At 71.6% G+C, this 22,567-nt stretch carries 17 protein-coding genes; 13 read left to right on the top strand and 4 right to left on the bottom strand.

The genetic code is table 11. The features are described from left to right. Positions 1 to 20 precede the first annotated feature (20 nt). Complete coding sequence (locus WMF22_RS38880) at positions 21 to 989, bottom strand: serine/threonine-protein kinase (RefSeq protein ID WP_438033031.1); 969 nt, start codon at positions 987 to 989, stop codon at positions 21 to 23. Between the two features lie 452 nt (positions 990 to 1,441). Between WMF22_RS38880 and WMF22_RS38875 the strand changes: the two genes are divergently transcribed. The 3 genes from WMF22_RS38875 to WMF22_RS38865 all read left to right on the top strand — a co-directional run bounded on the left by WMF22_RS38875 (position 1,442) and on the right by WMF22_RS38865 (position 4,483). Beyond that, positions 1,442 to 2,146: a helix-turn-helix domain-containing protein gene (locus tag WMF22_RS38875; protein ID WP_438033030.1), complete on the top strand. Its 705-nt coding sequence runs from the start codon at positions 1,442 to 1,444 to the stop codon at positions 2,144 to 2,146. Between the two features lie 145 nt (positions 2,147 to 2,291). Next, positions 2,292 to 2,810, top strand: coding sequence for a hypothetical protein (locus WMF22_RS38870; RefSeq protein WP_438033029.1), 519 nt, complete (start codon positions 2,292 to 2,294; stop codon positions 2,808 to 2,810). 83 nt (positions 2,811 to 2,893) lie between these two features. Further along, a complete protein-coding gene (locus WMF22_RS38865) occupies positions 2,894 to 4,483 on the top strand; it encodes an IS1182 family transposase (RefSeq protein WP_438031578.1) in 1,590 nt (529 codons plus the stop codon). Between the two features lie 694 nt (positions 4,484 to 5,177). On the opposite strand, the gene WMF22_RS38860 is transcribed toward WMF22_RS38865, so the two are convergent. Next, positions 5,178 to 7,019 carry a PE-PGRS family protein gene (locus WMF22_RS38860; protein WP_438033028.1) on the bottom strand — a complete coding sequence of 614 codons (1,842 nt, stop codon included), beginning with the start codon at positions 7,017 to 7,019 and terminating at the stop codon, positions 5,178 to 5,180. Between the two features lie 243 nt (positions 7,020 to 7,262). Here WMF22_RS38860 and WMF22_RS38855 point away from each other — a divergent pair, with 243 nt between their 5' ends. Together WMF22_RS38855 and WMF22_RS38850 are read left to right on the top strand one after the other, a co-directional pair. Next, entirely contained in the window at positions 7,263 to 8,399 is a 1,137-nt protein-coding gene (locus tag WMF22_RS38855) for a vWA domain-containing protein (protein WP_438033027.1), read from the top strand. A gap of 173 nt (positions 8,400 to 8,572) precedes the next feature. Further along, positions 8,573 to 10,819: a hypothetical protein gene (locus WMF22_RS38850; RefSeq protein WP_438033026.1), complete on the top strand. Its 2,247-nt coding sequence runs from the start codon at positions 8,573 to 8,575 to the stop codon at positions 10,817 to 10,819. A gap of 135 nt (positions 10,820 to 10,954) precedes the next feature. Here WMF22_RS38850 and WMF22_RS38845 read toward each other — a convergent pair whose 3' ends face one another. Continuing rightward, positions 10,955 to 11,791 carry a ferredoxin--NADP reductase gene (locus WMF22_RS38845; protein WP_437294995.1) on the bottom strand — a complete coding sequence of 279 codons (837 nt, stop codon included), beginning with the start codon at positions 11,789 to 11,791 and terminating at the stop codon, positions 10,955 to 10,957. 453 nt (positions 11,792 to 12,244) lie between these two features. Here WMF22_RS38845 and WMF22_RS38840 point away from each other — a divergent pair, with 453 nt between their 5' ends. From WMF22_RS38840 to WMF22_RS38805, 8 genes are all read left to right on the top strand, one after another. Beyond that, positions 12,245 to 16,288: a hypothetical protein gene (locus WMF22_RS38840; protein WP_438033025.1), complete on the top strand. Its 4,044-nt coding sequence runs from the start codon at positions 12,245 to 12,247 to the stop codon at positions 16,286 to 16,288. Between the two features lie 93 nt (positions 16,289 to 16,381). Continuing rightward, complete coding sequence (locus WMF22_RS38835; RefSeq protein WP_157907166.1) at positions 16,382 to 17,122, top strand: Crp/Fnr family transcriptional regulator; 741 nt, start codon at positions 16,382 to 16,384, stop codon at positions 17,120 to 17,122. 120 nt (positions 17,123 to 17,242) lie between these two features. Next, the gene (locus tag WMF22_RS38830) at positions 17,243 to 17,554 is read left to right on the top strand and encodes a hypothetical protein (RefSeq protein ID WP_437294993.1); all 312 of its coding nucleotides are present in this window, start codon (positions 17,243 to 17,245) and stop codon (positions 17,552 to 17,554) included. 180 nt (positions 17,555 to 17,734) lie between these two features. After that, a complete protein-coding gene (locus tag WMF22_RS38825) occupies positions 17,735 to 18,115 on the top strand; it encodes a dihydroneopterin aldolase (RefSeq protein ID WP_437294992.1) in 381 nt (126 codons plus the stop codon). A gap of 43 nt (positions 18,116 to 18,158) precedes the next feature. Continuing rightward, positions 18,159 to 18,878, top strand: a complete 720-nt coding sequence (locus tag WMF22_RS38820) for a molybdopterin-dependent oxidoreductase (protein WP_437294991.1) — start codon at positions 18,159 to 18,161, stop codon at positions 18,876 to 18,878. 35 nt (positions 18,879 to 18,913) lie between these two features. Then, complete coding sequence (locus WMF22_RS38815) at positions 18,914 to 19,312, top strand: YidH family protein (protein ID WP_437294990.1); 399 nt, start codon at positions 18,914 to 18,916, stop codon at positions 19,310 to 19,312. A gap of 326 nt (positions 19,313 to 19,638) precedes the next feature. Beyond that, complete coding sequence (locus tag WMF22_RS38810; protein ID WP_437294989.1) at positions 19,639 to 20,739, top strand: hypothetical protein; 1,101 nt, start codon at positions 19,639 to 19,641, stop codon at positions 20,737 to 20,739. Positions 20,740 to 20,899: 160 nt separating this feature from the next. Next, the gene (locus tag WMF22_RS38805; RefSeq protein ID WP_437294988.1) at positions 20,900 to 21,442 is read left to right on the top strand and encodes a hypothetical protein; all 543 of its coding nucleotides are present in this window, start codon (positions 20,900 to 20,902) and stop codon (positions 21,440 to 21,442) included. A gap of 33 nt (positions 21,443 to 21,475) precedes the next feature. On the opposite strand, the gene WMF22_RS38800 is transcribed toward WMF22_RS38805, so the two are convergent. Then, entirely contained in the window at positions 21,476 to 22,564 is a 1,089-nt protein-coding gene (locus tag WMF22_RS38800) for an AAA family ATPase (RefSeq protein WP_438033024.1), read from the bottom strand. Between the last annotated feature and the right edge of the window lie 3 nt (positions 22,565 to 22,567).

Here is a 22,567-nt window from a genome sequence, read left to right as displayed (position 1 = left end):
CGGTCGGGTGAGGAACGTGCTCAGCGCAGGATCGCGCCTCCGCCGGCAGGCTCGCCCCCGGATCGATCGGCGCGGTCGAGGTGCGGCTCCAGCGCGCTCCAGAGCGAGCGGACGTCCTGGAAGCGCTCCTCGGGGGCCACGGCGAGCGCCCGCGCGACCCACGCGTCGACCTCGGGGAGCAGGTCGGGACGGAAGGCGTGCAAGCTCGGCCGCGGGCCGCGGGCGGCGGCGAGCAGGATGTCGACCCGGCTCGCGCCGGCGAACGGCAGGCGCCCCGCGAGCGCGCGGAAGAGCACCGCGCCGAGCGAATAGACGTCGATCCGGTGGTCGATCTCCTGGGGCCGGCCCTTCCATACCTCGGGCGCGATGTAGCTGGGCGAGCCGGGGATCGCGCCCTCGCGGGTGAGGGGGTCGGCCTGCATGACCTTGACAAGGCCGAAATCGAGCAAGCGCACGCGCCCCCGCGCCGCCGTGCCGGCGCGGGCCGGCGCGCTCCCGCGGTGAGGGGAGGTGGAGGAAGGAACGCCCGTGTCGTGGTCGAGGACGAAGATGTTCGCGGGCTTCAGATCGCGGTGGACGATGCCGCGCGCGTGCGCGGCGTCGAGGGTGTCGACGATCGGGCGGAACAGCTCGCGGATCTCGTCGAGCGGGAGCCGCTGGTTCCGCGCCTCCAGCTGGCGCAGCGCGGTCTCGAGATCGCTGCCCTTCAGGAACTCCATGACGATGTAGAGGGTGCCGTCGGGCGCCTCGCTGAACGCGAAGACGTGCGTCGCGCTGGTGCCGGCCAGCTCGCCCATGGCGCGGGCCTCGCGCCGCAGGCGGGCCTTCAGGGCGGGATCGCTGGCGAACTCGGGCCGCAGGTACTTGACGGCGACGTGCGCGCCGGTTTCCTGGTCCAGGGCGCGGTAGACCACGCCGTGGCCTCCCTGACCCACCACGTCGATCAGCGTGTACCGGCCGTCGATCACGTCGTCGATGTCGTGGTCCATCGGCAAGCCCTCGGTGCTTGAGCGCGCTGCGTCAGCGTGCCGCACAGCGAGCCCAGGTTGTAGCCGCTTCGGCGCGCTGGCGGTAGGGACGGTTGGGCGCGGACCTGACTCGTCGGCCGGGGGCGGACCGGAGGCGGAGAGGGGCGGGGAAGCGCGAGCGTCCTGGGACGCGGTCCGCGGGAAGGCGCCTGCGGGGGGAAGAGGCCTGTGGCGAGCGAGCCTGCGGGGGAGCGAGCGTGGCGAAGCGCGCTGGGAGGAAGCGCGACCCTGCGCGGAAGGCGAACGCGCCGAGGGGAAAGCGAATGTGACAGGGACGTCACGGATCGGGTTCAGGCGATATCCTAAAAGCGACGGAAATTGCCTGATGATCGATCCCACTCATCATGACGCAGCCACGAATTTGGTTGGTTTGCCGACCCTGAGATCCCGTGTAGAGTGGCGCCCATCCTCCCATGAGATCCGTCCGACAGAACAGCGACCATCCCCGGGTGAACGGCGCGCTGCCGGTCGCGCTCGACGTGCAGCCGGCCAGGCCCGGCGCGCAGGAGCTGGAGGAGGAGTGGACCTATGAGGTCGCTCACCACGACTCGCCGCCGGATCTCACGCATGTTGTCGGGGAGAACCTTCGGCGGTTGAGGACGCGGCGCGGCCTCTCGCTGGAGCGGCTCTCGAAGATCTCCGGCGTGAGCCGCGCGATGCTCGGCCAGGTCGAGCTCGGCCGCAGCGCGCCCACGATCAACGTCGTCTGGAAGATCGCCCGCGCGCTCGGCGTGCCGTTCTCGGCGCTCGTCAGCGCCCGCTCGGCGAGCGGCCCCATGCTGCTGCGCGGGGATCGCGCGAAGCGGCTGACATCGCACGACGGCAAGTTCACCTCGCGCGCGCTCTTCCCGTTCGATGCGCCGCGAACGGTCGAGTTCTACGAGCTCTGCCTGGCCCCGCTCGGCGTCGAGAATGCCGATCCCCACCCGCCCGGGACGACCGAGAACATCGTGGTCTGTCAGGGGACCGTTGAAATCAGCGTCGACGGACAGCGGTTTCTGCTCGCGACGGGCGACGCGCTCGTGTTTCAGGCGGATGTCCCGCACGTCTACCGCAACCCGGCGAACGTCGACTCGCTGATGTACCTGGTGATGACGTATTCGCTGCCGGCGCCCTGAGGCGGGCGCGCTCCTCGTCGAGGAACGGGGGAGGGGGGAGGGGAAGGGGCGGAGGAGGGGCGCCGCCGCGCGAGGACGCCGGTGAGCGCCGATGCTCCACTGCTCCGAGGAGGGATTGCGGCCGCGCTACTTGGTCGTGGCGGGGGTGCACATCATCATGGGCATCCCGCCGCACATCATCATCATGGGCATCCCGGACGACATCATCTTCGTCATGGCCTCGCAGCGCTCCTTCAGCACGTCCATCGACATGCCCTCGGGCGGCATCATCTTGCAGATCATTCCGTCCTTGGTCATCTCACACGACATCTTGCACATCATCGGCATGCCCATACCCGTCATACCTGGCATCATGCCCATCATGGGCATCATCGGCATGCCCATGCCCATCATGCCGGGCATCATCGGCATGCTCATGCCCATCATGCCCGGCATCATGCCCATCATGGGCATCATCGGCATGCCCATGCCCATCATGCCGGGCATCATTGGCATGCCCATCATGCCGGGCATTATGGATGCGCCAGCGGCCATCTCCGGCGTCGCCATCATGGGGGACATCGTCTGCGGCATCATGGGCATCTGCATTGCAGTGGTCATGGGGGCTCCTGTCGTCAGCGCTCGTTGCTTCCGGGGAGCCGTTCTAGAGGACCGATCAGGTTGATTTTGCGGTAATTCTATGCGCTTCGATGGAAGGCTCGACCGTCTCGCCGGGCCATGATCTCGTCCGCGGCCGGAGGTGCACGGATGGAACGATGGTCGCCGCCGGTGGAGCTGTCGCGGCAGGAGCAGTCGCTGATGAAGCGGCTGACACGCGTGAGAGCACTGTTCGGCTTTCTCAGGTTGCACCGGCACGAGCTGTTCGATGAGACGTTCCAGGAGCAGCTGGAGGGCATGTACCGGACGACGGGGGCAGGCGAGCCGCCGCATCCGCCGGCGCTGATGTGCATGGTCACGCTGCTCCAAGGCTACGTAGGCGCATCGGATGCCGAGGCGGTGGAGCTGTCCGTGGTCGACCTGCGCTGGCAGATGGTGCTCGGCTGCCTGGGTGCGGCTACGCCCCCGTTCTCGCAGGGCGCGCTGCAAGCATTCCGAGAGCGGATGCTCGCGCACGAGATGGACCGAGTGCTGCTGGAGCGGACCGTGGCGCTCGTTCGGTCCGGCGCTATGACGGAGGGCGAGAGGCGTGCGGTGTCCAAAGCGCTGCGCGTGGCCATTGATAGCCGCCCTTTAGCGGGGGCCGGGCGGGTTGAGGACACGATCAACCTGCTCGGCCATGCTGCACGCAGCATCGTACGCGTCGTGTCGAAGATCATGGATCGACCGCCCGAGGAGATATGCCGCAAGGCTCGCATCCCCCTGCTCCTGGCGCCCAGCATCAAGGCCGGGCTCGACCTCGACTGGAGCGACCCGAAACAGAAGGTGCTGGCCATCCAGATGCTGGAGCGGCAGGTGTCCTCGCTACAGCAGTGGGTGGACCGTCACCTCGACGACGTCGTCGAGCAACCCCTTCGTCCCTACCTCGATGCCATCACACAGGTTCGGGGCCAGGACCTGGAAACAGCCGAAGACGGGACCGTTCGCATCCGGCAAGGCGTCGCGCCTGACCGCCGCGTCTCCATTGAGGATGCCGAGATGCGCCACGGCAGAAAGAGCCGCTCGAAACGGTTTGACGGCTACAAGGAACATATCGCACGAGACCTTGACCTTCCCGTCATTGTCGCCTGCGCGGTCACGCCCGCGAATCGGCCCGAAGAAGAGGGAGCCGTGCCGATCGCCAAAGACATCCAGCATCAGCGGCTGCGCATCGCCGAACTCCACATTGATCGCGCCTACGTGAATAGTCCCGTCGTTGGCGACGTGATCCACGCGAAGGGTAAGGTGTTCTCGAAGCCTTGGGGCCAGCGGGCTCGCAGTCCCGACTTGTTCAGCAAGCGCGACTTCAACATCGACCTGCGCACCAAGACGATCACGTGCCCGGCGGGACAGGTCGAAGCGTTCGAGCCCGGCGACACGGTCGAGTTCGATCCTGAGGAGTGTGGCGCATGCCCCCTCCGAACCAGATGCACCCAAGCCGCCTCGGGACGAGGGCGGACCGTGTCCATCGCCGAAGACGAAGCGCTGCAGAGCAAGTTCCGGGAGCTACAGCAGACCGCACCAGGACGCGCCGTGCTCAGGCAGCGCACCGCTGTGGAGCATGCGCTCGCCCACATCGCGGCGCGGAAAGGACACAGCGCGCGCTACATGGGCGCCAGGAGAAACCTGTTCGACCTCCGGCGCGCCGCAGCGATCCAGAATCTCGAGGCTGCCCAGCGGCTGGTCCAGGAGGCTGCGTAAACTATTGGAATCAGACAATTTTCAATATGTTCGCTGCTCTAGCCGGTCGGCGTGCCGTCGCAACGCGTTAACATGGGCGCCTGTCGCTTTGCTCCAGTCTAGCGGAGGCGCCTCCACGGCGTTGGAGGCGCCGGCGCCCTGGGCGGACGAGCATCCACGATAGCGACGGCCGCTCCGCCGGGGGCGCGCGCTGGAGTGGCGTCCGGGCGAGGCCGTGTGTGCAGCGGTCACGAGGATCGAGGTGGCGACAAGCGGGGTCGTGCGAGCGTCAGAACAAAGGGCCCGGCGCTGCTCCGGTACCGATGACGCTGTCTCGTGCGCCGACTCGCCTTTGATTTGAATGCAATCCAGCGGACGGGCGGAGTCACGACGGCGCATAAGCGCCACGGTGACAGGACTAGAGCGACAAATGGGTTGAAGCCGCACGCAAACAGCGAGAAGTTGAGACGCCAGAAGACGCCAGAAGACGCCAGAAGACGCCAGAAGACGCCAGAAGACGCCAGAAGACGCCAGAAGACGCCAGAAGACGCCAAGATTTATTGTTTTCTTGGCGTCTCTTGGCGTTTCTTGGCGTCTTCTGGCGTCCTAACGTCTCATTTCTCAAATTTCCAAGCTGTTCGGTGTTCTAGCAGGCTGCGCCATCGACTTCGGAGCACACGCGTGGGAGATAGCTCCTCGAACTCAGCAGCGTTGATCAGTTGATCTGCAGGTTCGGGGCCGCCTTGCCGTCCTGTCCCGCGCCCGCGGCGCCGCCGCTCGGGGTCGTGCCGCCGGCGCCGCCGTACCCGGGGGCGCCGGTCGAGCAGCTGTTGTCTCCGAAACTGAAGGTGGCGCTCCCGGATCGCGCCAGGCAGGCGCTCGGGCCACCCCCGCCGCCCGCGCCCGGGCCGCCGTCGCCGCCATTGCCACCCCTGCCGCCAACGCCGCCGTTTCCAGCGTCATCGGGACCGGGGCCGCCAGGGCCGCCGTTCCCCCCGAGCTGCGGCGCTCCACCGTTGCCGCCGTTGCCGCCGTTGCCGCCCTTTCCGGTCGTGATCTCGTTGCGGGAGACGACCACCCGTCCGGCCACCGCGAAGACGCCAAAGCTCCCGCCTCCACCGTGGCCAGCAGTGCCGTTGCGGCCGCCGAGCCCGCCGCATCCGCCGCTGCCGCCGCCACCGCCGCGATCATCAGGGCCTACCTCGCACGAGCCGCCGCCGCCGCCGCCCGCGCCTCCACCGCCGCCGCCGTTGATTCCCGGTCGCCCGTTGGTGCCGTTCGCGGGCTGATAGACGCCCGAGGCGATGCTGCCGAGATTCGCGCCCCCCGTCCCCGGCATCCCCTGCGACCCCGCCATGCCTGGCGTGCCATTTTGTCCTGGCGACCGGGTTCTGAAGCAGCGCAACGGGGCGCCCCCCGCGCCGCCCGCCGCGCCCTGGCTGCCCAGATGGCCCGCCGCTCCGGTGTTCGGGCCATGTCCGCCATATCCACCTCTCCCACCAGGCTCGTCACAGGTGGGCGCCGGGCCGGCATTGCCGAGGCCGCTGCAGTCGTTGCAGCCCTGCTCTCCCGCCTTCCCCGCCGTCGCCGTCCCCACCATGTGCGCCGCCCCGCTCGTCCCCGCGGCGCCGGCCCGGCCCTCCTCCACGTTGATCTGGTTGAACCGCACGAAGAGATCCGCCGTCCCCCCGCCGAGGCGCACTCCATAGGTGCTCGCGCCGGCCGACGACGGGCTCAGCGCTTCTATCGAGAGACCCTCGATGTGCGTCGGCTGCGTGATCGACGGCGCGTGGAACACCGTGCCTGTCGCGCGCACGGTGGTCGTCACCGAGGGCGTCCTCCGGAACTTGAAGTCAGCGTTGGCGTGATCGAACCCACCGTAGATGCTGATGCCGGACACGACAGTGACCGCCTCCTGGTACAGCTCGCCCGACAGGCAGATCGCCGGCACCGCGCCCGCCTCCGCCACCTGGAGGGCCCTGGCGATCGTCTCCACCGGCGCGTTGCGCGTCCCGCTGCTGGCGTCGTCCCCCGTGCTCGCCGAGACGTAGATGCATCGCTCGACGAGCCCGTCGCCGCCGTCGCAGTTGTCGTCGATGAACTCGGCGTCGATCGGATCCTCGCCCGCCTCTCCCGCAGCGGTCGGCGTACACGCGTATTCACAGCCGCACTCGTCCCCCGTGAGGGGATTGCCGTCCACGTCGTGTGTGCCTGGCAAGCATCCCAGCGCGCATCGATCCGCGCCCCCAGCGCCGCCGCCGCCCGCCTCTTCGCTGCCCCCCTCTCCACCCGAGCCGCCCTCACCCCCGCCCGAGCCGCCCTCACCCCCCCCGCCCGAGCTGCCCTCACTTCCGCCCGAGCCGCTCGCGGCGGCGGCGCTGCTCGATGACGCTGTCGTGGTGCTGCTGCTCGCGGAGGGCTCGCCGCCCGCGCCCGAGCCGCCTCCCGTGCCCGCGACTGGCCCGATGGGGCCGTCGCTCGAGCTGCTCGCCGCGCAGCCGATCACCGAGAGAAATGCGAGCAGAGATGCCGTCTCGAGGAAGAATTGTGCGCGCATGCTTAATTCTGCACCTTCGCGCGCTTCTCGAAAAGACTTTGTCTTGCTCGTTTCCAATCACCATGGGGCTGTGCGCCACATTGCGGCTGGCATCAACAACGCGTCCGCCCACGTCATGATGTGCTGCGCCGGCGCGAGCCAGCTCACGATTCCGTGATTCGCCCCTCGCGCCTGTCACCGTCTCCGGTACTCTGTGTCTGCGCACCCGCTTCCGCGCCGTCCTCGCTGTCCTCTGTTGATCTCATGCGCCTCGAATCGCTCCACCTCACCTCGCTCGCTTCCATGGTTGGGCTCGCCGTCGCCATGGGGCTCCATGGCGCGTGTGCAGCGGACTCAGGAGCTGGCCTTGTCTCGTCCTCGTCCTCTTCCTCCTCGGACGGAGCTGGCTCGGGCGGGACCTTTGATCCGGATGGAGGGCTGTCGACCGACGCGCCTGTCGAAGCCCTCGATCCGGACGCAGCGTGTGGCCTTGTCACCGAGGAGGCGATCGCGGTCCCGCTCAATCTCTACATCATGATGGACAAGTCGTCCTCGATGGCGGGCGACAAGTGGACCAGCGCGAAGGCCGGCCTGACGGCGTTCGTCAACAGCGCGAGGTTCGCCGGCGCGCGCGTGGCGCTGCGCTTCTTTCCGCGGGTCGCGGACGACGTGCCGGCCTGTGACCACGAGGCGTACAGGGAGCCGCTGGTCCCGTTCGGTCCGCTCCCCGACAACGCGGGCGCCATCGTCGCGGCCATCGAGGTCGAGTCGCCGAACGGAGCGAGCACGCCCGTCTATCCGGCGCTGGGCGGCGCGCTGCTCCAGGGCATCGACGTGGCGAAGAACCACCCCGGCGAGGCCTCGGCGGTGCTGCTCGTCACCGATGGGCAGCCCCAGGGGCCGGCGGCCCAGTGCGCCGGGGTGGACCCGGAAGATCCGGACGCCATCGCGGATCTCGCGGCGGCGGGCGCGCGCTACGGCACCCCCGTGCGCACCTTCGTGATCGGGCTCCCGGGCGTGAACCAGCGCTTCGCCAACCAGGTCGCGGCCGCGGGAGGCACCGACGCGGCCGTCCTCGTCGGGGCGACCAACATCGCCGTCGAGTTCCAGAACGCGCTCGCGAAGGTCACGGGGCAGGCGCTCCCGTGCGAGTTCGAGGTCCCTTCCCAGGTGGCCGGCGGACAGGTCGCGTTCGACGACGTCAACGTCCTCTTCGGGCTCGACGGCGCACCGCAGCAGCTCCTGCCGCAGCGCCCCGGCTGCGACGGTCCAGGCTGGCGCTACGACGACCCGGCCTCTCCCGCGGCCCTCGTGCTGTGCCCCGACACCTGCGAGGCCGCCAGGGGCGCTTCCATCGCGAAGATCCAGATCCTCCTCGGCTGCGAGACCGTGATCCTCTGAATGGGTGAGGCGGCTCACCGCGCTGGTGGCGTGGGGGGCGCGATCCTGGGGCCGGCGCGAAGGCGTCGGACCGGCGCGCGCGGGCGGCGCCCAGCGTGGTGAGCGCGCCGCCTTGCAACTCTGCACTGCGCTTTGTGGACTCCGGGCCCCCAGAGCCGTAAGAGGACGGAACCATGACGAAGGAGTCCTCCCTCGCCGCCGCAGGCTCGCCGCGGCACGCCGCCCCCGCCGCGCTCCATCCCGCCCTGGTGCTGAGCGCCTACCTCGAGCCGCTCGTGCGCGGCCGGCGGGTCGCGGTGGTGGGTGACGCCACCATCGGCCTCGCCGACCGGCTGCTCCAGCGCGGAGCCCGCCTCGTCCATGCCTACGATCCGGACGCCGCGCGCGTCGCCGAGAAGCTCGCGCGGACGGCGCCCACCCGGCAGCCGCACCCGAACGTCGCCGTGTTCGAAGGCGATCTCGGCGTGCGCGACGGCGCCTTCGACACCCTCGTCATCCCCGATCTCTCCCTCTTCGGCGATCCCGCCGAGGTCGTCCGGCGCGCCCGACGCCTCACCGCCGCGAGCGGCGTCGCCGTCATCGCGTCGCCGAACCCGGAGGCCGCGCGGGGCCTGCTCCCCGCGGGCGCGCGCCGGGGCGCGGCGCCCGGCTACTACGCGCTCTACGACCTCGTGGCGCTCCAGTTCAAGCAGGTGCGGATGGTCGGCCAGGCGCCGTTCGTCGGCTACACGGTCGCGGAGTTCGCGCCGAAGGGCGAGCCCGAGGTCAGCGTGGACACGTCGATCCTCGACGCGTCCGAGGAGCCCGAGTGGTTCATCGCCGTGGCCGGCGAGCGCCTGCCCAGGCTCGACGCGTTCGCCGTGATCGAGCTGCCGTTCGCCGACTTCCCGGGCGCGAGCGCCGGCGCGTCGCCCGAGGCGCTCACCGAGGCCGAGGGCCGCGCGCAGCGGCTCGGGGGCGAGCTCGCGGAGCTGCGCACCCGGCACCAGCGCGATCGCGAGGACGCCGGGGTCCGCGCCGAGAGCGCGGTCGCCACGGCCGCGCGCCTCGCGGAGGCGGAGGCGGAGCTCGGGGCCACGGCGGCGCGCCTCCGCGACGTCGAGGCCAGGGCGGGCGACGCCCACGTCCGGGCCGAGCGCCTGTCCCACCAGATCCGCGACATGGAGGAGGAGCTCCGCAGCCAGCGCGATCGCGCGACCCGGCTCGCCAAGCAGCTCGACGACGAGAAGCGGGTGCGGACCAAGGTCGAGCTCGAGCTCGGCATGATCCGCAACAAGCCGGAGATCGCCGGCGCCCGCGACCGCCTCGACGCCGCGACGTCCGACCTCGAGGCCGCGCGCGCCCGGATCGCCGAGCTCGAGGCGCGGCCCGCCGTGGCGGCGCCCGACCCGGCGCTCGCGGCGCGCGTGGAGGAGCTCGAGGCCGCCGCCGCGGGGGCGCGGCGGGAGCTCTCGAAGCTCATGTCGGAGCGGGACACGGCGCGCAGGCGCGCGCAGGAGAGCGAGCGCGCGCTGGAGGAGGCGCGGCGCGCGGCGGGGAGGGTCGAGGAGCTGGAGGCCGCCCGCGCCGAGCTCGCGCGCGACCGCGACCGGCAGAAGGAGCGGGCGGACCGGAACGAGCGCGAGAGCCGCGCGCTGGAGGACCAGCGGAGCGCCCTCGACGCGCGCAGGCTGCTGCTCGAGGCGCGGATCGTGGAGCTCGAGCAGACCGTCGTCGCGCTGGAGCAGCGGGCGTCGGAGCTCGAGAAGCGCGACGCAGGCGAGGCGGCGGCCGCGGAGATCGCGGGCCTCGAGGAGGCGCTGCGCGACCGGGGCCACGTCATCGCGTCGCTCATGGCGCAGCTGCGCGAGAGCGAGCGGGTGGGCAAGGAGCTCGTCGACGAGCTCGGGACGGTCTTCGCGTCGGCGCCGGCCGACGACGGCGGGCCGGGCCAGGCGGCGGACGGCGGGCAGGGCGGAGCGCTCACGGGGCAGGGCGGGCCGGGCGGCGCGGTCGAGGCGCTGCGGCAGCAGCTCGACGCGCTGGCGCGGAGCGCCGCCTCGAGCGAGGCCGACCTGCGCGCCGCGGGATGGAAGATCGCGCAGCTCGAGCGCGAGCTGACCGAGGCGCGCGCCACGGCCGGCTCTCCGCCGGCGCTCCACGAGGAGCTCGAGCAGGCGCTCGTCGCCGCGCAGGCGGAGATCGCGGCGCTGCGCCGGGCGGCGGAGCGGGACGACGTGGCGGCGGCGCGCGAGGACGTGGCCGTCGTGCGCGAGGACGTGGCGGTGGCGCGCGAGGACGTGGCCGTCGTGCGCGAGGACGTGGCGGTGGCGCGCGAGGACGTGGCCGTCGTGCGCGACGATGTCGGCGTGCCGCCCGAGGTGATCGAACAGACGGTGCTCCTCCAGCAGGTCGCCAGCGCTGTCGAAGCGAGCGTGTGAGCCGCGGTCTGGACCGGGGCGGGCGGCGGCCCCGGTCCACATCCGACTGCGCGGCCTGCGCGCCGCATCGACCCGCGCGTCAGCCGTGACGCCGACGCGGGGTCCCGGGCGCAGCCCGGCGCGCGGCGCGCGACGTCACGCCGGGCCGGACAGGGTCGTGCTCTCGGCCGGCGACGCGCTGGCGAGCGGGGAGCGCTTCTCGCCCGCGAAGGCCTTCTCCACGAGGTAGTCGCCCGGCTCGCCGCTGTTGCCCTCCTCGAAGCCGCGCGACTCCAGGAGCGCGGCGGTGTCGGCGAGCATCTCCGAGCTGCCGCAGAGCATCAGCCGGTCGTGCGCGGGGTCGAGCGCGGGCAGCGCCAGATCGGCGAAGATGCGGCCGGACTCGAGGAGCGCGGTGATCCGGCCCTCGGTCTTGAACGCCTCGCGGGTGACGGACGGGTAGTAGCGGAGCTTGGGCCGCACGATCTCGCCGAGCAGCTCGTCCGCCGCGAGCTCGTGCTCGAGGTAGCGCCCATAGGCGAGGTCCTGCACCCGGCGGCACGTGTGCGTGATGACCACGCGCTCGAAGCGCTCGTACGTCTCGGGATCCTTCACGACGCTGAGGAACGGCGCGAGGCCGGTCCCGGTCGCCAGGAGCCACAGGGTCCGGCCCGGCCGCAGATTGCCGATCGTGAGCGTGCCCGTCGCGCGCTTGCCGACGAGGATCGTCTCGCCGACGGCGATGTGCTGCAGGCGCGAGGTCAGCGGGCCGTTCGGCACCTTGATCGAGAAGAACTCGAGCGTCTCCTCGTGGTTCGCGCTCGCGAGGGAGTACGCGCGGACGAGCGGCTTGCCCGCGACAACGAGCCCCATCATGCAGAACTGCCCGTTCGCGAAGCGGAAGCTCGGCGAGCGGGTGGTCTTGAGCGTGAAGAGCTTGTCCGTCCAGTGGTGGACCTCAAGCACCGTCTCTTCTGTGTAACCGGGTACCATGTCGTTCATCCTTGTCGGTGCGAAAGCATCGCGGCGAGGTGGTTCGAAAGAGCGCGCTCCCCGATCAGGAAAGCGGGGCGGCGCCGCGGTGCGCGAGCGCGCCGAGCTCTACCGCAAGGTCGTCTTCCATGAGTTCGCCGCTTCACATAGCAATGATGCAAATGATAATCAAGATCGCCATCGACCCGTGGGGCCGTCCTCGGTGGCTCCGCGGAGCGTCGCCACGTTGTTGCGCACGACCTCGTGGCGCGTCGTTCTCTAGGGGCGGCGGCGCTCCTTGACGATGCCCCTGGAGCCGCTGGCCGCACGCCGCGGAGACCGCGTGCCGCGGGTCGGGCGGCGACGGCGGGCCGGGCGGGGCGCTCATGGGCCGGGCGGGGCGCTCACGGGCCGAGCGCTGCGCCGCGCGGCGTCTCTGTGCGCACGCGGTCGCTCGCGCTAAGGACCGGGCCGATGCGCGCTCCTCGCCCCCTCTCCACGCTCGCCCGGCTCGCCGGCGCCGCCGCCCTGGCCCTCGCGCTCGGCGCCTGCGGCGCGGTCACCGCGCCCGGCGCGAAAGACCCCATCGCCTCGCTCCGCGACGCCGGCGCGCATTCGGCCGACGGCGAGGTCGTCGGCCGCTGGCTCCTCGGAGAGCTCCTGGTCCCGGGCGGCACGCCCGCCGGCGCCAGGGAGGCGCGCAAGCGCCTGGAGGGGATCGGCGCGAAATCGATGCTCGCGTCGCTCGGGCGCGCGATCGACGACCAGGGGCACGGCCGCAACGCGCGCGCGGCGGCGGCCTACCTCGATGCGCTGGACGCCGCCCGGGTGAGCGCGCACCCCGACGCCCCGCTCGTGGGCTGGTTCGCCGCGAACCGCCTGCTCGGCCTGCGCTCCAGCGTCGCGGGCCTCTGGAAGAAGTCCCGCGAGGTCGTCCTGCGCGCCATCGACCACCCGGGCAAGCTGGGCTGGCGCGCGCGCGGAGAGCTCGTCGAGTGGTGGAGCCTCGACGGGCTGCCCGACGAGGCCGCCGCGGCGCGCCCGGACGGCGCCGCCGGCACCGCCGACGACGCCGCCGACGTCAGCCGCGCGGCGCCCGCCGTGCCGCTCATCGACCGCGCGGCGCGCCGCTACGGGTGCATCGAGAACGCCCGCTTCGCCGGCCCGTTCGGCCGCCTGGCGACGAGCGATCACCGCGTCCACTACGAGGCGGAGCGCGCCGGCCCCTGGCCGCCCGTGTTCCCGCGCGATCCCCACCGCAGAGGCCCGCCGCGCGTGCTCGGCGCCGAGCGCCGCGGCTGCCAGCTCTCGGCCGTCGCGCCGGAGGGACCCGGCGAGGGCGGGGCCAGCGGAGGCATCTTCTACGTCGAGACCTTCATCGACCTGCCCGCCGAGCGCGAGATGCTCATCGCCGTCCAGGGGGCCTACGCCATCCTCGTCGACGACGTCGAGGTGCTGACGCGCGACACGAAGCAGTGGGGGATCTGGCCCCGCTTCGGCGTGCGCCTGCGCCTCGGCCCCGGCCGGCACCGCATCCTCGCGCGTGTCGGGGGCCGCGACACCTCCATCCGCCTGCTCGCGCCCGACGGCACGCCCCTCGGCGTGGCCACGTTCGCCGATCCGACGCCGCCCTATTCGCTCGTCGCACCCGAGGTCCTGCCGGATCCCAACCCCATCGAGCCGTTCCTCACGGCGCTCGGCGTGCCGCCGCAGCCCGCGCCGAAGGTGGCGCGCGCGCTCGGCCTGCGCGGCGCGCCCCCCGCCGAGCGCGACGTGGGCGATCCGATCGCCCGCTACCTCGCGGCGACCATCGCGCACCTCGAGGGCCAGGACGACGTGAGCGCCGTGCTGATCGAGCCGCTCGTGGCCGATCCTGCGCGCGCCACCGGCCCCGCGCTCGCGGCCCAGGCGGTCTTCCTCGAGAAGGACCCGATCTTCCCGGCGTCCGACGGGCGAGACCTCGTGAAGGACGTGCGCGCGCGCGCCGCGGAGAAGGACCCGGAGCTCTGGTACCCCCGCCTCTGGCTCGCGCTCGAGGAGGCCGATAAGGTCGGCCTGTCCGAGATGACCCGCACGATCGAGGCCCTCGCCGGCCGCTTCCGGGAGGTGCCCGACCTCCTGAAGACGCTCGCCGCGATGTACTCGCGGCTCGGCTGGCGCGTCGAGCACGTGCGCACCGTGAAGGAGGCCGCCGCGCGCTTCCCGGACGACATCGAGGTGCTGGGCGCGCTCCTCCGGATCCACGACGGCGACGGGCACATCGCGCAGGCCGACGCCCTCGCCGCGCGCATCCGGGAGCTCGATCCCGACGCGGAGATCGAGCTGGAGAGGGCGATCGATCGCCGCGATTACCCGGCGGCGATCAAGGAGCTCCAGCGCCTCGGCTCCGCCCGCAAGGATCGCAAGGACATCGCCGCGCGCATCGCCGACCTCCTGACCCGCGCCGGCAAGCGCGCCGAGTCGTTCGAGCAGCTCGAGCGCGCGCTCGCGAAGTCGCCGGACGACGCCGACGCGCGCCTCGCGCTCGCGGACGCGCGCTTCGCGCGTGGCGAGCGCGACGCGCTCCAGAGGGCGCTCATCGAGGCGATCCGCACCGGCGCCGACACCTCGGGCCTGCGCGACGCGATCGAGCTGCTCGACGGTACGACGGAGCTCAGCCCGTACCGGCTGGACTCGAAGAAGGTGATCGCCGAGCACGAGGCCTCGGGCGAGGTCATGCCGGGCACGGCGGCGCGCGTGCTCGACTATGCGGCCATGTGGGTCCACGAGGACGGCTCGGCGCGGATGCTCCAGCACGAGATCATCCGGATCCAGTCGCGGGAGGCCATCCAGGAGCACGCCGAGCAGCGCATGCCCGAGGGGCTCGTGCTCAAGCTCCGCACGGTCAAGCGCGACGGGTCGATCCACGAGCCGGAGTTCATCGAGGACAAGCCGACCGTGACGATGCCGCACCTCGAGGTGGGCGACTACATCGAGGTGGAGAACCTGTTCGTGCTGCGCGGCGACGGGCAGGGGGGCCTCACGTTCCAGGGCCCGCGCTGGTTCTTCCGCGAGGAGAAGGTCCCCTACTGGCGGAGCGAGTTCATCGTCGTGTCGCCGAAGAGCCGGCCGCTCGACGTGGAGGCCTCCGGCCCCGTCCCGGCGCCGGAGATCGTCGAGTCCGGCGCGCTCGTCACGCGCCGCTACCGGGTCGACAAGAGCCCCGCGCTCCCGGAGGAGCCGGCGAGCGCGCCGATCTCGGAGTTCCTTCCGAACATCCGCATCGGCTGGGGCATCCGCCTGGACAGCACCATCGCGCGCATGGTCGACGCGGCCGCCGACGAGACGCCGCGCGATCCGCGGCTCGTGCGCATCGCGCGGGCGATCGCACGTTCGCCGCGTACGCCGGCGGCGGGCGGCGGCGAGCAGGGGAAGGCCGCCGGCGCCGCGCAGGGCGCGCGCGGCGAGGACGGGGGAGCGGCGCCGTCGAAGGACGAGCAGGCGCGCCGGATCTACCGGTGGGTGCTCGCCAACGTGGAGCCGGGGCGCGAGGACGACGGCCGCCGCGTCGTCATCGGCAAGAGCGGCAACCGGACCGAGGCGTTCCTCTACCTGTGCCGCCTGGTCGGCATCGACGCCGGCTACGGCGTCGTGAGCGACCGGCTCACCGCGCCGCCGCGCGGGCCCATGAGCGAGGCCGAGACGTTCAACGCGCTCGCCGTCCGCCTCGACACAGGGGACAAGCCCGGCGCGGGCGGGGTGCGCTGGATGTTCGTGCGCGACAAGTTCGCGCCGTACGGCTACCTGCCGAGCTCCCTCCGCGGGCAGCCGGCGATCGTGCTGAAGCCGGGGACGCCGCGCGAGGTGACGCCCTCGTCCGGCGCGCACGACGGCGTGGTCACGGAGGGCGTCGCCGAGGTGGCGAGGGACGGCTCGGCCTCGCTGGCGATCGAGCAGCGCTACGAGGGCAAGCTCGCGATCGCGCTGCGCTCGGCGCTGGAGTCGCTCCCGGACGCCCAGCTCAGGGACGCCGTCGAGTCGCGCCTCCTGCCGCAGATGGTGCCGGGGGCGCGGCTCCAGGCGATCGAGATCAAGGAGCTGAGCGAGATCGACCGGCCGCTCACGCTGAAGATGAAGATCGCCGCCGCGAGCTTCGCGCGCGCGCAGGGAGGGGAGCTGGTCATCACGCCGCCCTTCGGCGTGCGCGTGGCCAGCCTCGCCAGCCTGCCGGTCCGCGAGACCCCGCTCTACCTGTCGGAGCAGATCGCGACGCGCTCGGAGGTGCGGCTCCGCGTCAAGCTCCCCGCGGGCGCGCGCGTGGTCACGAAGCTCGCTCCGTCGACGGCGGACGACGCGGGGCGCGCCGTGCGGGTGAACGATCGCATGGAGGGCGGCGCGCTGGTCCTCGATCGCTTCCTCGAGCTGCCCGCGGGCCGCGTGCAGCCCGATGCCTATACGAAGTTCCAGCAGTTCGCCCGCGCGGCGGACGGCGCGCTCGACCGGGACATCGTCGTGCAGCTCGACCGCGACGGACGCTGAGCGAGGCGCTCCGCTCGCCCCGCGCCGGGCCTCGGTCGCAGGGATTCCTGTGTGTCAACCCACGCGGGATGGATTACTCTTTTGTTCCCTACGGTGAGCGATCTGGATTCCCAGTACGCGCAGGATGCTGGCCGCCAGCCCACGGATCCCGTGAAGGCCCGTGTGGCGCGCGCCTTCCGGCTCTCCTCGCTGTTCGCGCAGGTGGATCGCGAGGTGCGGGAGGCGGTCACGGACGCCGCGGTGCTCGAGGTGGTGGCGTCCGACGCGGCGATCTTCGAGCAGGGGGCCCCCGCGGACACGCTGGTGGTGCTCGGCCGGGGGCGCGCGCGCGTCGAGCGCGTCAACGAGGCGGGGGCGGCGTTCCCGCTCAGCTACCGCGGCACGGGCGACGTGCTCGGCGAGTCGTGCCTCGGCGGGCTGGAGACGCGGACGGAGCGGGCGATCGCGATGGATGAGGCCGAGGTGGTCCGGGTGCCGCTCGCGCTCGTCCGCGAGCTCTGCGCCCAGCACCCGGGGCTCGGGGGCGCGGTGTTCGCGCTGCTCGTCGCGCGGCAGCGGGAGACCGAGGACCGGATCGAGTCGATGCTCTTCAAGAACGTGGGAGGGCGCCTCGCCGAGTTCCTCCTGCACGCGGCGGAGCGGTGGGGCGTGCCGACGCCGCGTGGGACGCTGATCTCGGCGCCGATCACGCACGCGGAGATCGCCCAGGTGATCGGGTCGACGCGCGAGACGGTGACGCTGACGCTCGGGGCGTTCCGGAAGGAGGGGGTGCTCGACGCGGCGGGGCGGCGCCTCATCGTCAAGGACCGCGAGGCGCTCGCCCGCAAACGCTAGGGCCGGTGACGGCCGGGGAGCCGGCCCGCTCCGCGCCGGCGCGCGCGCCGTTCCCAGTTGACGTGGCGCACGAAGCGTCGATACGCCTTCGCGGGTCGACCCCGCAGGAAAGGACCGCTCATGCCGAAGCTCAGCTCCGGGACAGCCATCGCCGTCGCATTTCTTTTCGGTTGCTCCGCGTCGTACGTCGCGCCGCGCTTCCTGGTGCCGCCGGTGCAGGCGGGGACCGATCCGCCCCGGTGGGAGATTCGGTGCGTGGACGTGGAGACCGCGCGCGTCAGCGACAGTCAGGTGATCGAGGTGACCACCACGTCCGGATGGAACCCGGTCCTCAAGCGGTTCGGGCAGGAAGGCTGGGAGCCGGTGCAGTTCCTGCGCAGCGAGATGACCGCGAAGATCGACGCCGTGTGCTTCAAGCGGCCTCTCCTCTGACATTGCGCGCGTGGCGCGCGGCCGCCGCGCGCCTGGAGGGCGGTCGCGCCGGGAAGGCCGCCCGCGCCGGGGCACGCCGAGACGGCCGCCGCGCGCCGGGAAGACCGCGGCGAGCGGGCGAGCCCGCCGCCTGGCATTCTTGCGGCGGAAGCCGGCCGGAAGGCGTGCTAGGGGGCGCCGATGGAGTCCGCGATCAAGACGTACCGGATCCGCCTTGACGGCATCCGCTTTCGCGCCAAGCACGGCGTGTCTCGCGCCGAGCGCGACCTGCCCCAGGATTTCGTCGTGAGCCTGGAGGTGGAGCTCCCTGTCTCGCTGTTGCCTCGAGCGGACACGCGCGCGCGCGTCTTCGATTACGACAGGCTCGCGAGCCTCGTCGTCGAATCGGGCACGAGCGCGTCGTACAAGCTGCTCGAGACGCTCGCCGAGCGCATCATCGAGCGCGTGCTCGACGACACGCCGGCCCTCCTCGTGACCGTTCAGGTCAAGAAGTTCGGCCCGCCGACGTCGGTGTCGGTGGATGCCGCATCCGTGGAGCTCTCGGGCCGCAAGGTCGGATGAGCTCGCTCTTGCAGGCGTCTGGAGCTCTCGCCATGGTCACGTCATGGGGGACGACGCGGGGCGGCGGGCGAGGTCGTTGATCGAGCGCAAGCAGGCGTTCGCGGCGCGGCAGGCGGCGCGCGGCAAGGGCATCTTCGACGGGCTCGCGCCGATGGGCAGCGGGCCGCCGAACCGGCACGGGATGCCGAGGCTGCCGGTCGGGCAGCGCGAGGTGAAGAGCTGGCCGGTGCTCGATCTCGGCGATACGCCGGACATCCCGGCCGAGCGCTGGCAGCTCGAGGTCGACGGGCTCTGCGAGGCGCCGCGGACCTACTCCTGGGAAGAGTTCATGGCCCTGCCGCAGACGCTCGACGTGTCCGACTTCCACTGCGTGACCACCTGGAGCCGCCTGGACAACCACTGGATCGGCGTCCGGTTCGCCGCCCTCGCGGAGCGCGCGCGCCCGCTCGCGGACGCGCGCTTCGTGCTGATCGAGGCGAGCGACATCGCGCCCGGCACGCAGACCCCCTACACGACGAACCTGCCGCTCGAGGAGGCCATGCTGCCCGACGTGCTGCTCGTCCACACCTGGGAGGGCAAGCCGCTGCCGCGCGAGCACGGGGGCCCGGTGCGGATGATCACGCCGCAGCTCTACTCCTGGAAGGGCGCGAAGTGGATCCGGCGGATCACGTTCACCGCGGCGGATCAGCCGGGGTTCTGGGAGGTCCGCGGCTACTCGAACACGGCGTACCCGTGGTTCGACGATCGGTACGGCCGCCGCTAGGGCGGGGCGCCTCGCGACGAGGAGGGCGAGCCACCATGCCCGGCGAGGAGAGCGAGGAGAGCGCGAAGCGCACGGAGGCCTACGCGAGGGAGCACCTGGCCAACGAGCGGACGCACCTCGCCTACGTGCGCACGGCGATCGCGCTGCTCAGCTTCGGCATCACGCTCAACCGGGTCAGCCTCTACTTCCTGGAGGCGGGGCCGCCGGCCGCGCCGGGAGGGCCGCGGTCGTTGCTGCGCGAGGTCGTGGGCCTCGGCGCGGGGATGGTCGTGCTCGGGATGGCGCTCATCGCGTGGGCGGCGGTGCGTTACCTGCGCGTCGCCCGCGCCATCGATCGTGGGGAGTACCGCCCCGACCGGACGGCGATCCTGATCTTCACAGCGGCGCTCTTCCTGGCCGGCGCGGCGAGCATCGCCTGGCTGTTCGCCTCGTGAGCCGGAGGCGACGCGTCCCGGTGCGACGCGGCGCGACCCGGTGAGCAGGGGCGCGCGGCCGCGGACGTCCCCTCCTCGCGGCCCGGCGGAGAACACGGTGTCCCTCAGCGGCTTTCCGTGGACGAGCACCGTTTTTCCTCCCTTCGACAGCGCGCCTGCCCTGCTGGGAGGCCGCCTCGCGAGCGGCGCATTCTGGCGAAAACTTGCGTGACGGCGGCGGGCCCGACGCGGCATAGTGCGCGCCTCGGATGACAGGCAAACGACACCCCGGCGGATTGGGGCCGCCAGGGTGCCGGCGCCTCAGCCTCGTGCCGGAGGACTGGAGCATGGGTAGGCCCATCGCGCCTTGGTTTGTTGGTTTCATTCTTCTCATCGGCCCAGCGACGTTCTTTGCATGTGGTGACGTGCCCTATATGGGCGGAGACTGCGCGGTCACGGATGACTGCGAGTCGGACCACCAGTACGTGCCGGGCACGGTTTGCGTCGACGAGCGCTGCGTGTGCGGCGAGCCGGGCAAGGTCATCTGTTGCGCGCGCGGCGAGGAGGGCTCGCGTGGCGAGCCGGACTCGGAATGTTTCAAGGAGTGCCTCACCTGCGACGAGTGCGCGGAGGGCACCGAGGAGGGCACCGAGAAGTGCTCCGGGGTGCCCGCGCCGCCCCTCGGTTGCGAGAGCGACGTGGAGTGCCCTGGCCCGCCCGACCCGCGGTGCGGCGCGGGGCGGTGCGTGGACGGCGCGTGCGCGGTGGAGATCCACGAAGGTCCGCTCGAGTCGCAGATCCGGGGCGACTGCAAGATCGAGGAGTGTACAGCCGACGGCCGCGTGGTCCGGGTGGCGGCCCAGGATATCTACGATGATGGCAACCAGTGCACCCTCGATTTCTGCGAGGTCGATGAGCCGCAGCACCTCCTGTTGAGCGAGGTCACCTGCCCCGCCTCGGGCGAGGGGCGGTGCCATGAGGGCGCCTGCGTGCAGTGTGTCGCCACGGACGCCTCGCTGCGCTGTCCCGGCGGGCGCGCGTGTGATGGCGTCTGGTGCGTGCCGGAGCACTGCGTGAACGATGCGCAGGACGCCGGTCTCGGGGAGACCGGCTTCAACTGCGGTGGCCCGTGCCGGCCCTGCCAGGCGGGGGACCGCTGCCGCGCGGCCACGGACTGCATGAGCGGCGTGTGCACGAACGAGACCTGCATGATCCCGACCTGCAGCGACGGGGTGAAGAACGGCCGCGAGTCCGGCGTCGACTGTGGCAAGCAGTATTGCCCGCGCTGCGAGCCGGGCCGGGGCTGCAAGACCGGCGCGGACTGCAAGAGCGGCGTGTGCTGGGCCGGCGTCTGCCAGGCCCCCACCTGCACGGACGGGGTGAAGAACGGCGACGAGGCCGGCGTCGACTGCGGCGGCGAGGGGTGCGCCGGGCCGTGTCCGGAGTGAGGGTGTCGCCGGCGGCCACCTCGGAGACGGCGATGCCGGGGCTCCCCGGATCACTCCCTGAACCGTGAGCGTTCACCCGCGGGAATCCCGGTTGACGTCCAATTTCACCGTCAGTAGGACGGCTCACGTCGCGCGTCCGCTGGGGGAAAGGGGAGGTACCATGGGCACAAGAGGCTGGCAGAAGATCCCATGGGCGGTCGTGGTCGTCCTCCCGCTCCTCGCCGCACCGGCGCGCGCAGGAGCTCCCGAGATCAGCGCCGGGGCGAGCATCGGGTGGATTGAGATCGGCGACGATTATCGCCCCTCGGTGGGTCCACAAGCGGCGATATCGTGGCGCTTCGAGCGAGACTTCGTGTTCACGGTCCACGACCTGTGCACCATCCACCAGGGGCCCCAGCACGGCGGGCTCGGTGTCTACAATCAGACGTCACTCGATGTCGGCGTCGCGTGGGACGAAGGCAATTTCAGTCTGGGGCCATCGGTCGCGCTCTACGACATGCCGTCGTGCGGCGCCGCCTTGTGCGGGCGCGTCGCCGGGGTGGCGATAGGCGGGCATGCGCAGGTCAACTCGTACTTCGTAGGGCCGCTGGGCTGGTCGACGAGCGCCCATCTGCAGTGGCTCGGCGGGGATAGTCCTGTGCTTCCGGGCCACGTGGCCTTCGTCGTCGTCGCTGGTCCCGTGTTTCGATGGATCATCGAATGAACACGAGGAGACCCCTGTCGTTGATGGCGGACGTCATTCGTCCTCCGTCGCGCCGCTCGCCAGCACCGTCTCTCCACCCTTCTTGCGAAGCTCGATGAGCCGGCAGGGCGTCGCCTTCCGGATCCGCTCCGCCAGCGGGCGGGAGTGCGTCGTGATCCATAGCTGGCTCCGGGATGCCGCGTGCACAAGGAGATCCCCGAGCGGCCCGAGCAGATCCGGATGCAGGCTCGTCTCCGGTTCGTTCAACGCCATCAGCAGCGGAGGCCTCGGGCTCAGGAGCGCAGCCAGGAGGCAGAGATAGCGCGCCGTGCCGTCCGAGAACTCGCGGGCGTCGAGCGGCCGCGACATCCCGGGCAACCCGAGCTCGACGCGGAACCGCCCCTGCGTCGAGGAGACCTCGAGCGACGCGCCAGGGAACGCGCTGGAGACGGCATCCTTCAAGGCGACCCTGTCGCCGATATCGAGGATCGTCGCGAGCGCCGCGGCCAGATCGTGGCCATCGGTGCTGAGCACAGGCGTCCGCACCCCGACCTGCTCGACCCGCAACGGCGCGCCGGAGTCGGTGCGGAAGTGGTGATAGAACCGGAAGTTCATCAGCTGTTGCCGCACCACCGAGAGCAACGGAAAGCGGTGCGGCTCCACCACCTGCGCCAGCACCGACTCCGAGCCCCAGAGCGAGAAGGGAAAGGTCACGCGGTGGCCGTCCGCGTCGCGCGCGAAGGCCGAGCCCGCGGCCCGCTCCAGCATCGGCAGGCGGCGGCGCTTGTCGAGCAGCCAGAGGTTCTCTTCCTTGATGTCCGGGTCCAGCTCGAACGGCCCTCCAGGCGGCGGCGTCAGCCCGCACTGGAGCTCGTAGACGAGCTGATCCAGCCGCACCCGCAGCGTCATCCGCACCGGGCCTTTGCTGCGCTGGCCCGCCCAGAGCACCGAGGGCATCCCCCCCTCCTCGGCCAGCGTGCGCGCAAATGTCCCGCTCGCCGCGGAGCCGAGCAGCACCATGGTGCGATAGAGGTTGGTCTTGCCGACGCCGTTCGGTCCGACGATGACGTTGACCTGGGCGAGGGGGAGGGTCAGCTCGCGGATCGAGCGGTATCCCGCGACGTGGAGCTCCTGGACCGTCATCCC

The organism is Sorangium sp. So ce204 (genome assembly GCF_051526795.1).
Lineage (GTDB): Bacteria > Myxococcota_A > Polyangia > Polyangiales > Polyangiaceae > Sorangium > Sorangium cellulosum_B.
The sequence above is the reverse complement of the archived record's forward strand: the minus strand, read 5'-3'. Positions and strand labels throughout refer to the sequence as shown.

What these genes read in the sequence shown, in the direction of transcription:
- WMF22_RS38880 (WP_438033031.1), bottom strand. Translation starts at nt 989, where the DNA reads ATGGACCACGACATCGACGACGTGATCGACGGCCGGTACACGCTGATC.
- WMF22_RS38875 (WP_438033030.1), top strand. Translation starts at nt 1,442, where the DNA reads ATGAGATCCGTCCGACAGAACAGCGACCATCCCCGGGTGAACGGCGCG.
- WMF22_RS38865 (WP_438031578.1), top strand. Translation starts at nt 2,894, where the DNA reads ATGGAACGATGGTCGCCGCCGGTGGAGCTGTCGCGGCAGGAGCAGTCG.
- WMF22_RS38860 (WP_438033028.1), bottom strand. Translation starts at nt 7,019, where the DNA reads ATGCGCGCACAATTCTTCCTCGAGACGGCATCTCTGCTCGCATTTCTC.
- WMF22_RS38855 (WP_438033027.1), top strand. Translation starts at nt 7,263, where the DNA reads ATGCGCCTCGAATCGCTCCACCTCACCTCGCTCGCTTCCATGGTTGGG.
- WMF22_RS38850 (WP_438033026.1), top strand. Translation starts at nt 8,573, where the DNA reads ATGACGAAGGAGTCCTCCCTCGCCGCCGCAGGCTCGCCGCGGCACGCC.
- WMF22_RS38845 (WP_437294995.1), bottom strand. Translation starts at nt 11,791, where the DNA reads ATGGTACCCGGTTACACAGAAGAGACGGTGCTTGAGGTCCACCACTGG.
- WMF22_RS38840 (WP_438033025.1), top strand. Translation starts at nt 12,245, where the DNA reads ATGCGCGCTCCTCGCCCCCTCTCCACGCTCGCCCGGCTCGCCGGCGCC.
- WMF22_RS38830 (WP_437294993.1), top strand. Translation starts at nt 17,243, where the DNA reads ATGCCGAAGCTCAGCTCCGGGACAGCCATCGCCGTCGCATTTCTTTTC.
- WMF22_RS38825 (WP_437294992.1), top strand. Translation starts at nt 17,735, where the DNA reads ATGGAGTCCGCGATCAAGACGTACCGGATCCGCCTTGACGGCATCCGC.
- WMF22_RS38820 (WP_437294991.1), top strand. Translation starts at nt 18,159, where the DNA reads ATGGGGGACGACGCGGGGCGGCGGGCGAGGTCGTTGATCGAGCGCAAG.
- WMF22_RS38815 (WP_437294990.1), top strand. Translation starts at nt 18,914, where the DNA reads ATGCCCGGCGAGGAGAGCGAGGAGAGCGCGAAGCGCACGGAGGCCTAC.
- WMF22_RS38810 (WP_437294989.1), top strand. Translation starts at nt 19,639, where the DNA reads ATGGGTAGGCCCATCGCGCCTTGGTTTGTTGGTTTCATTCTTCTCATC.
- WMF22_RS38805 (WP_437294988.1), top strand. Translation starts at nt 20,900, where the DNA reads ATGGGCACAAGAGGCTGGCAGAAGATCCCATGGGCGGTCGTGGTCGTC.
- WMF22_RS38800 (WP_438033024.1), bottom strand. Translation starts at nt 22,564, where the DNA reads ATGACGGTCCAGGAGCTCCACGTCGCGGGATACCGCTCGATCCGCGAG.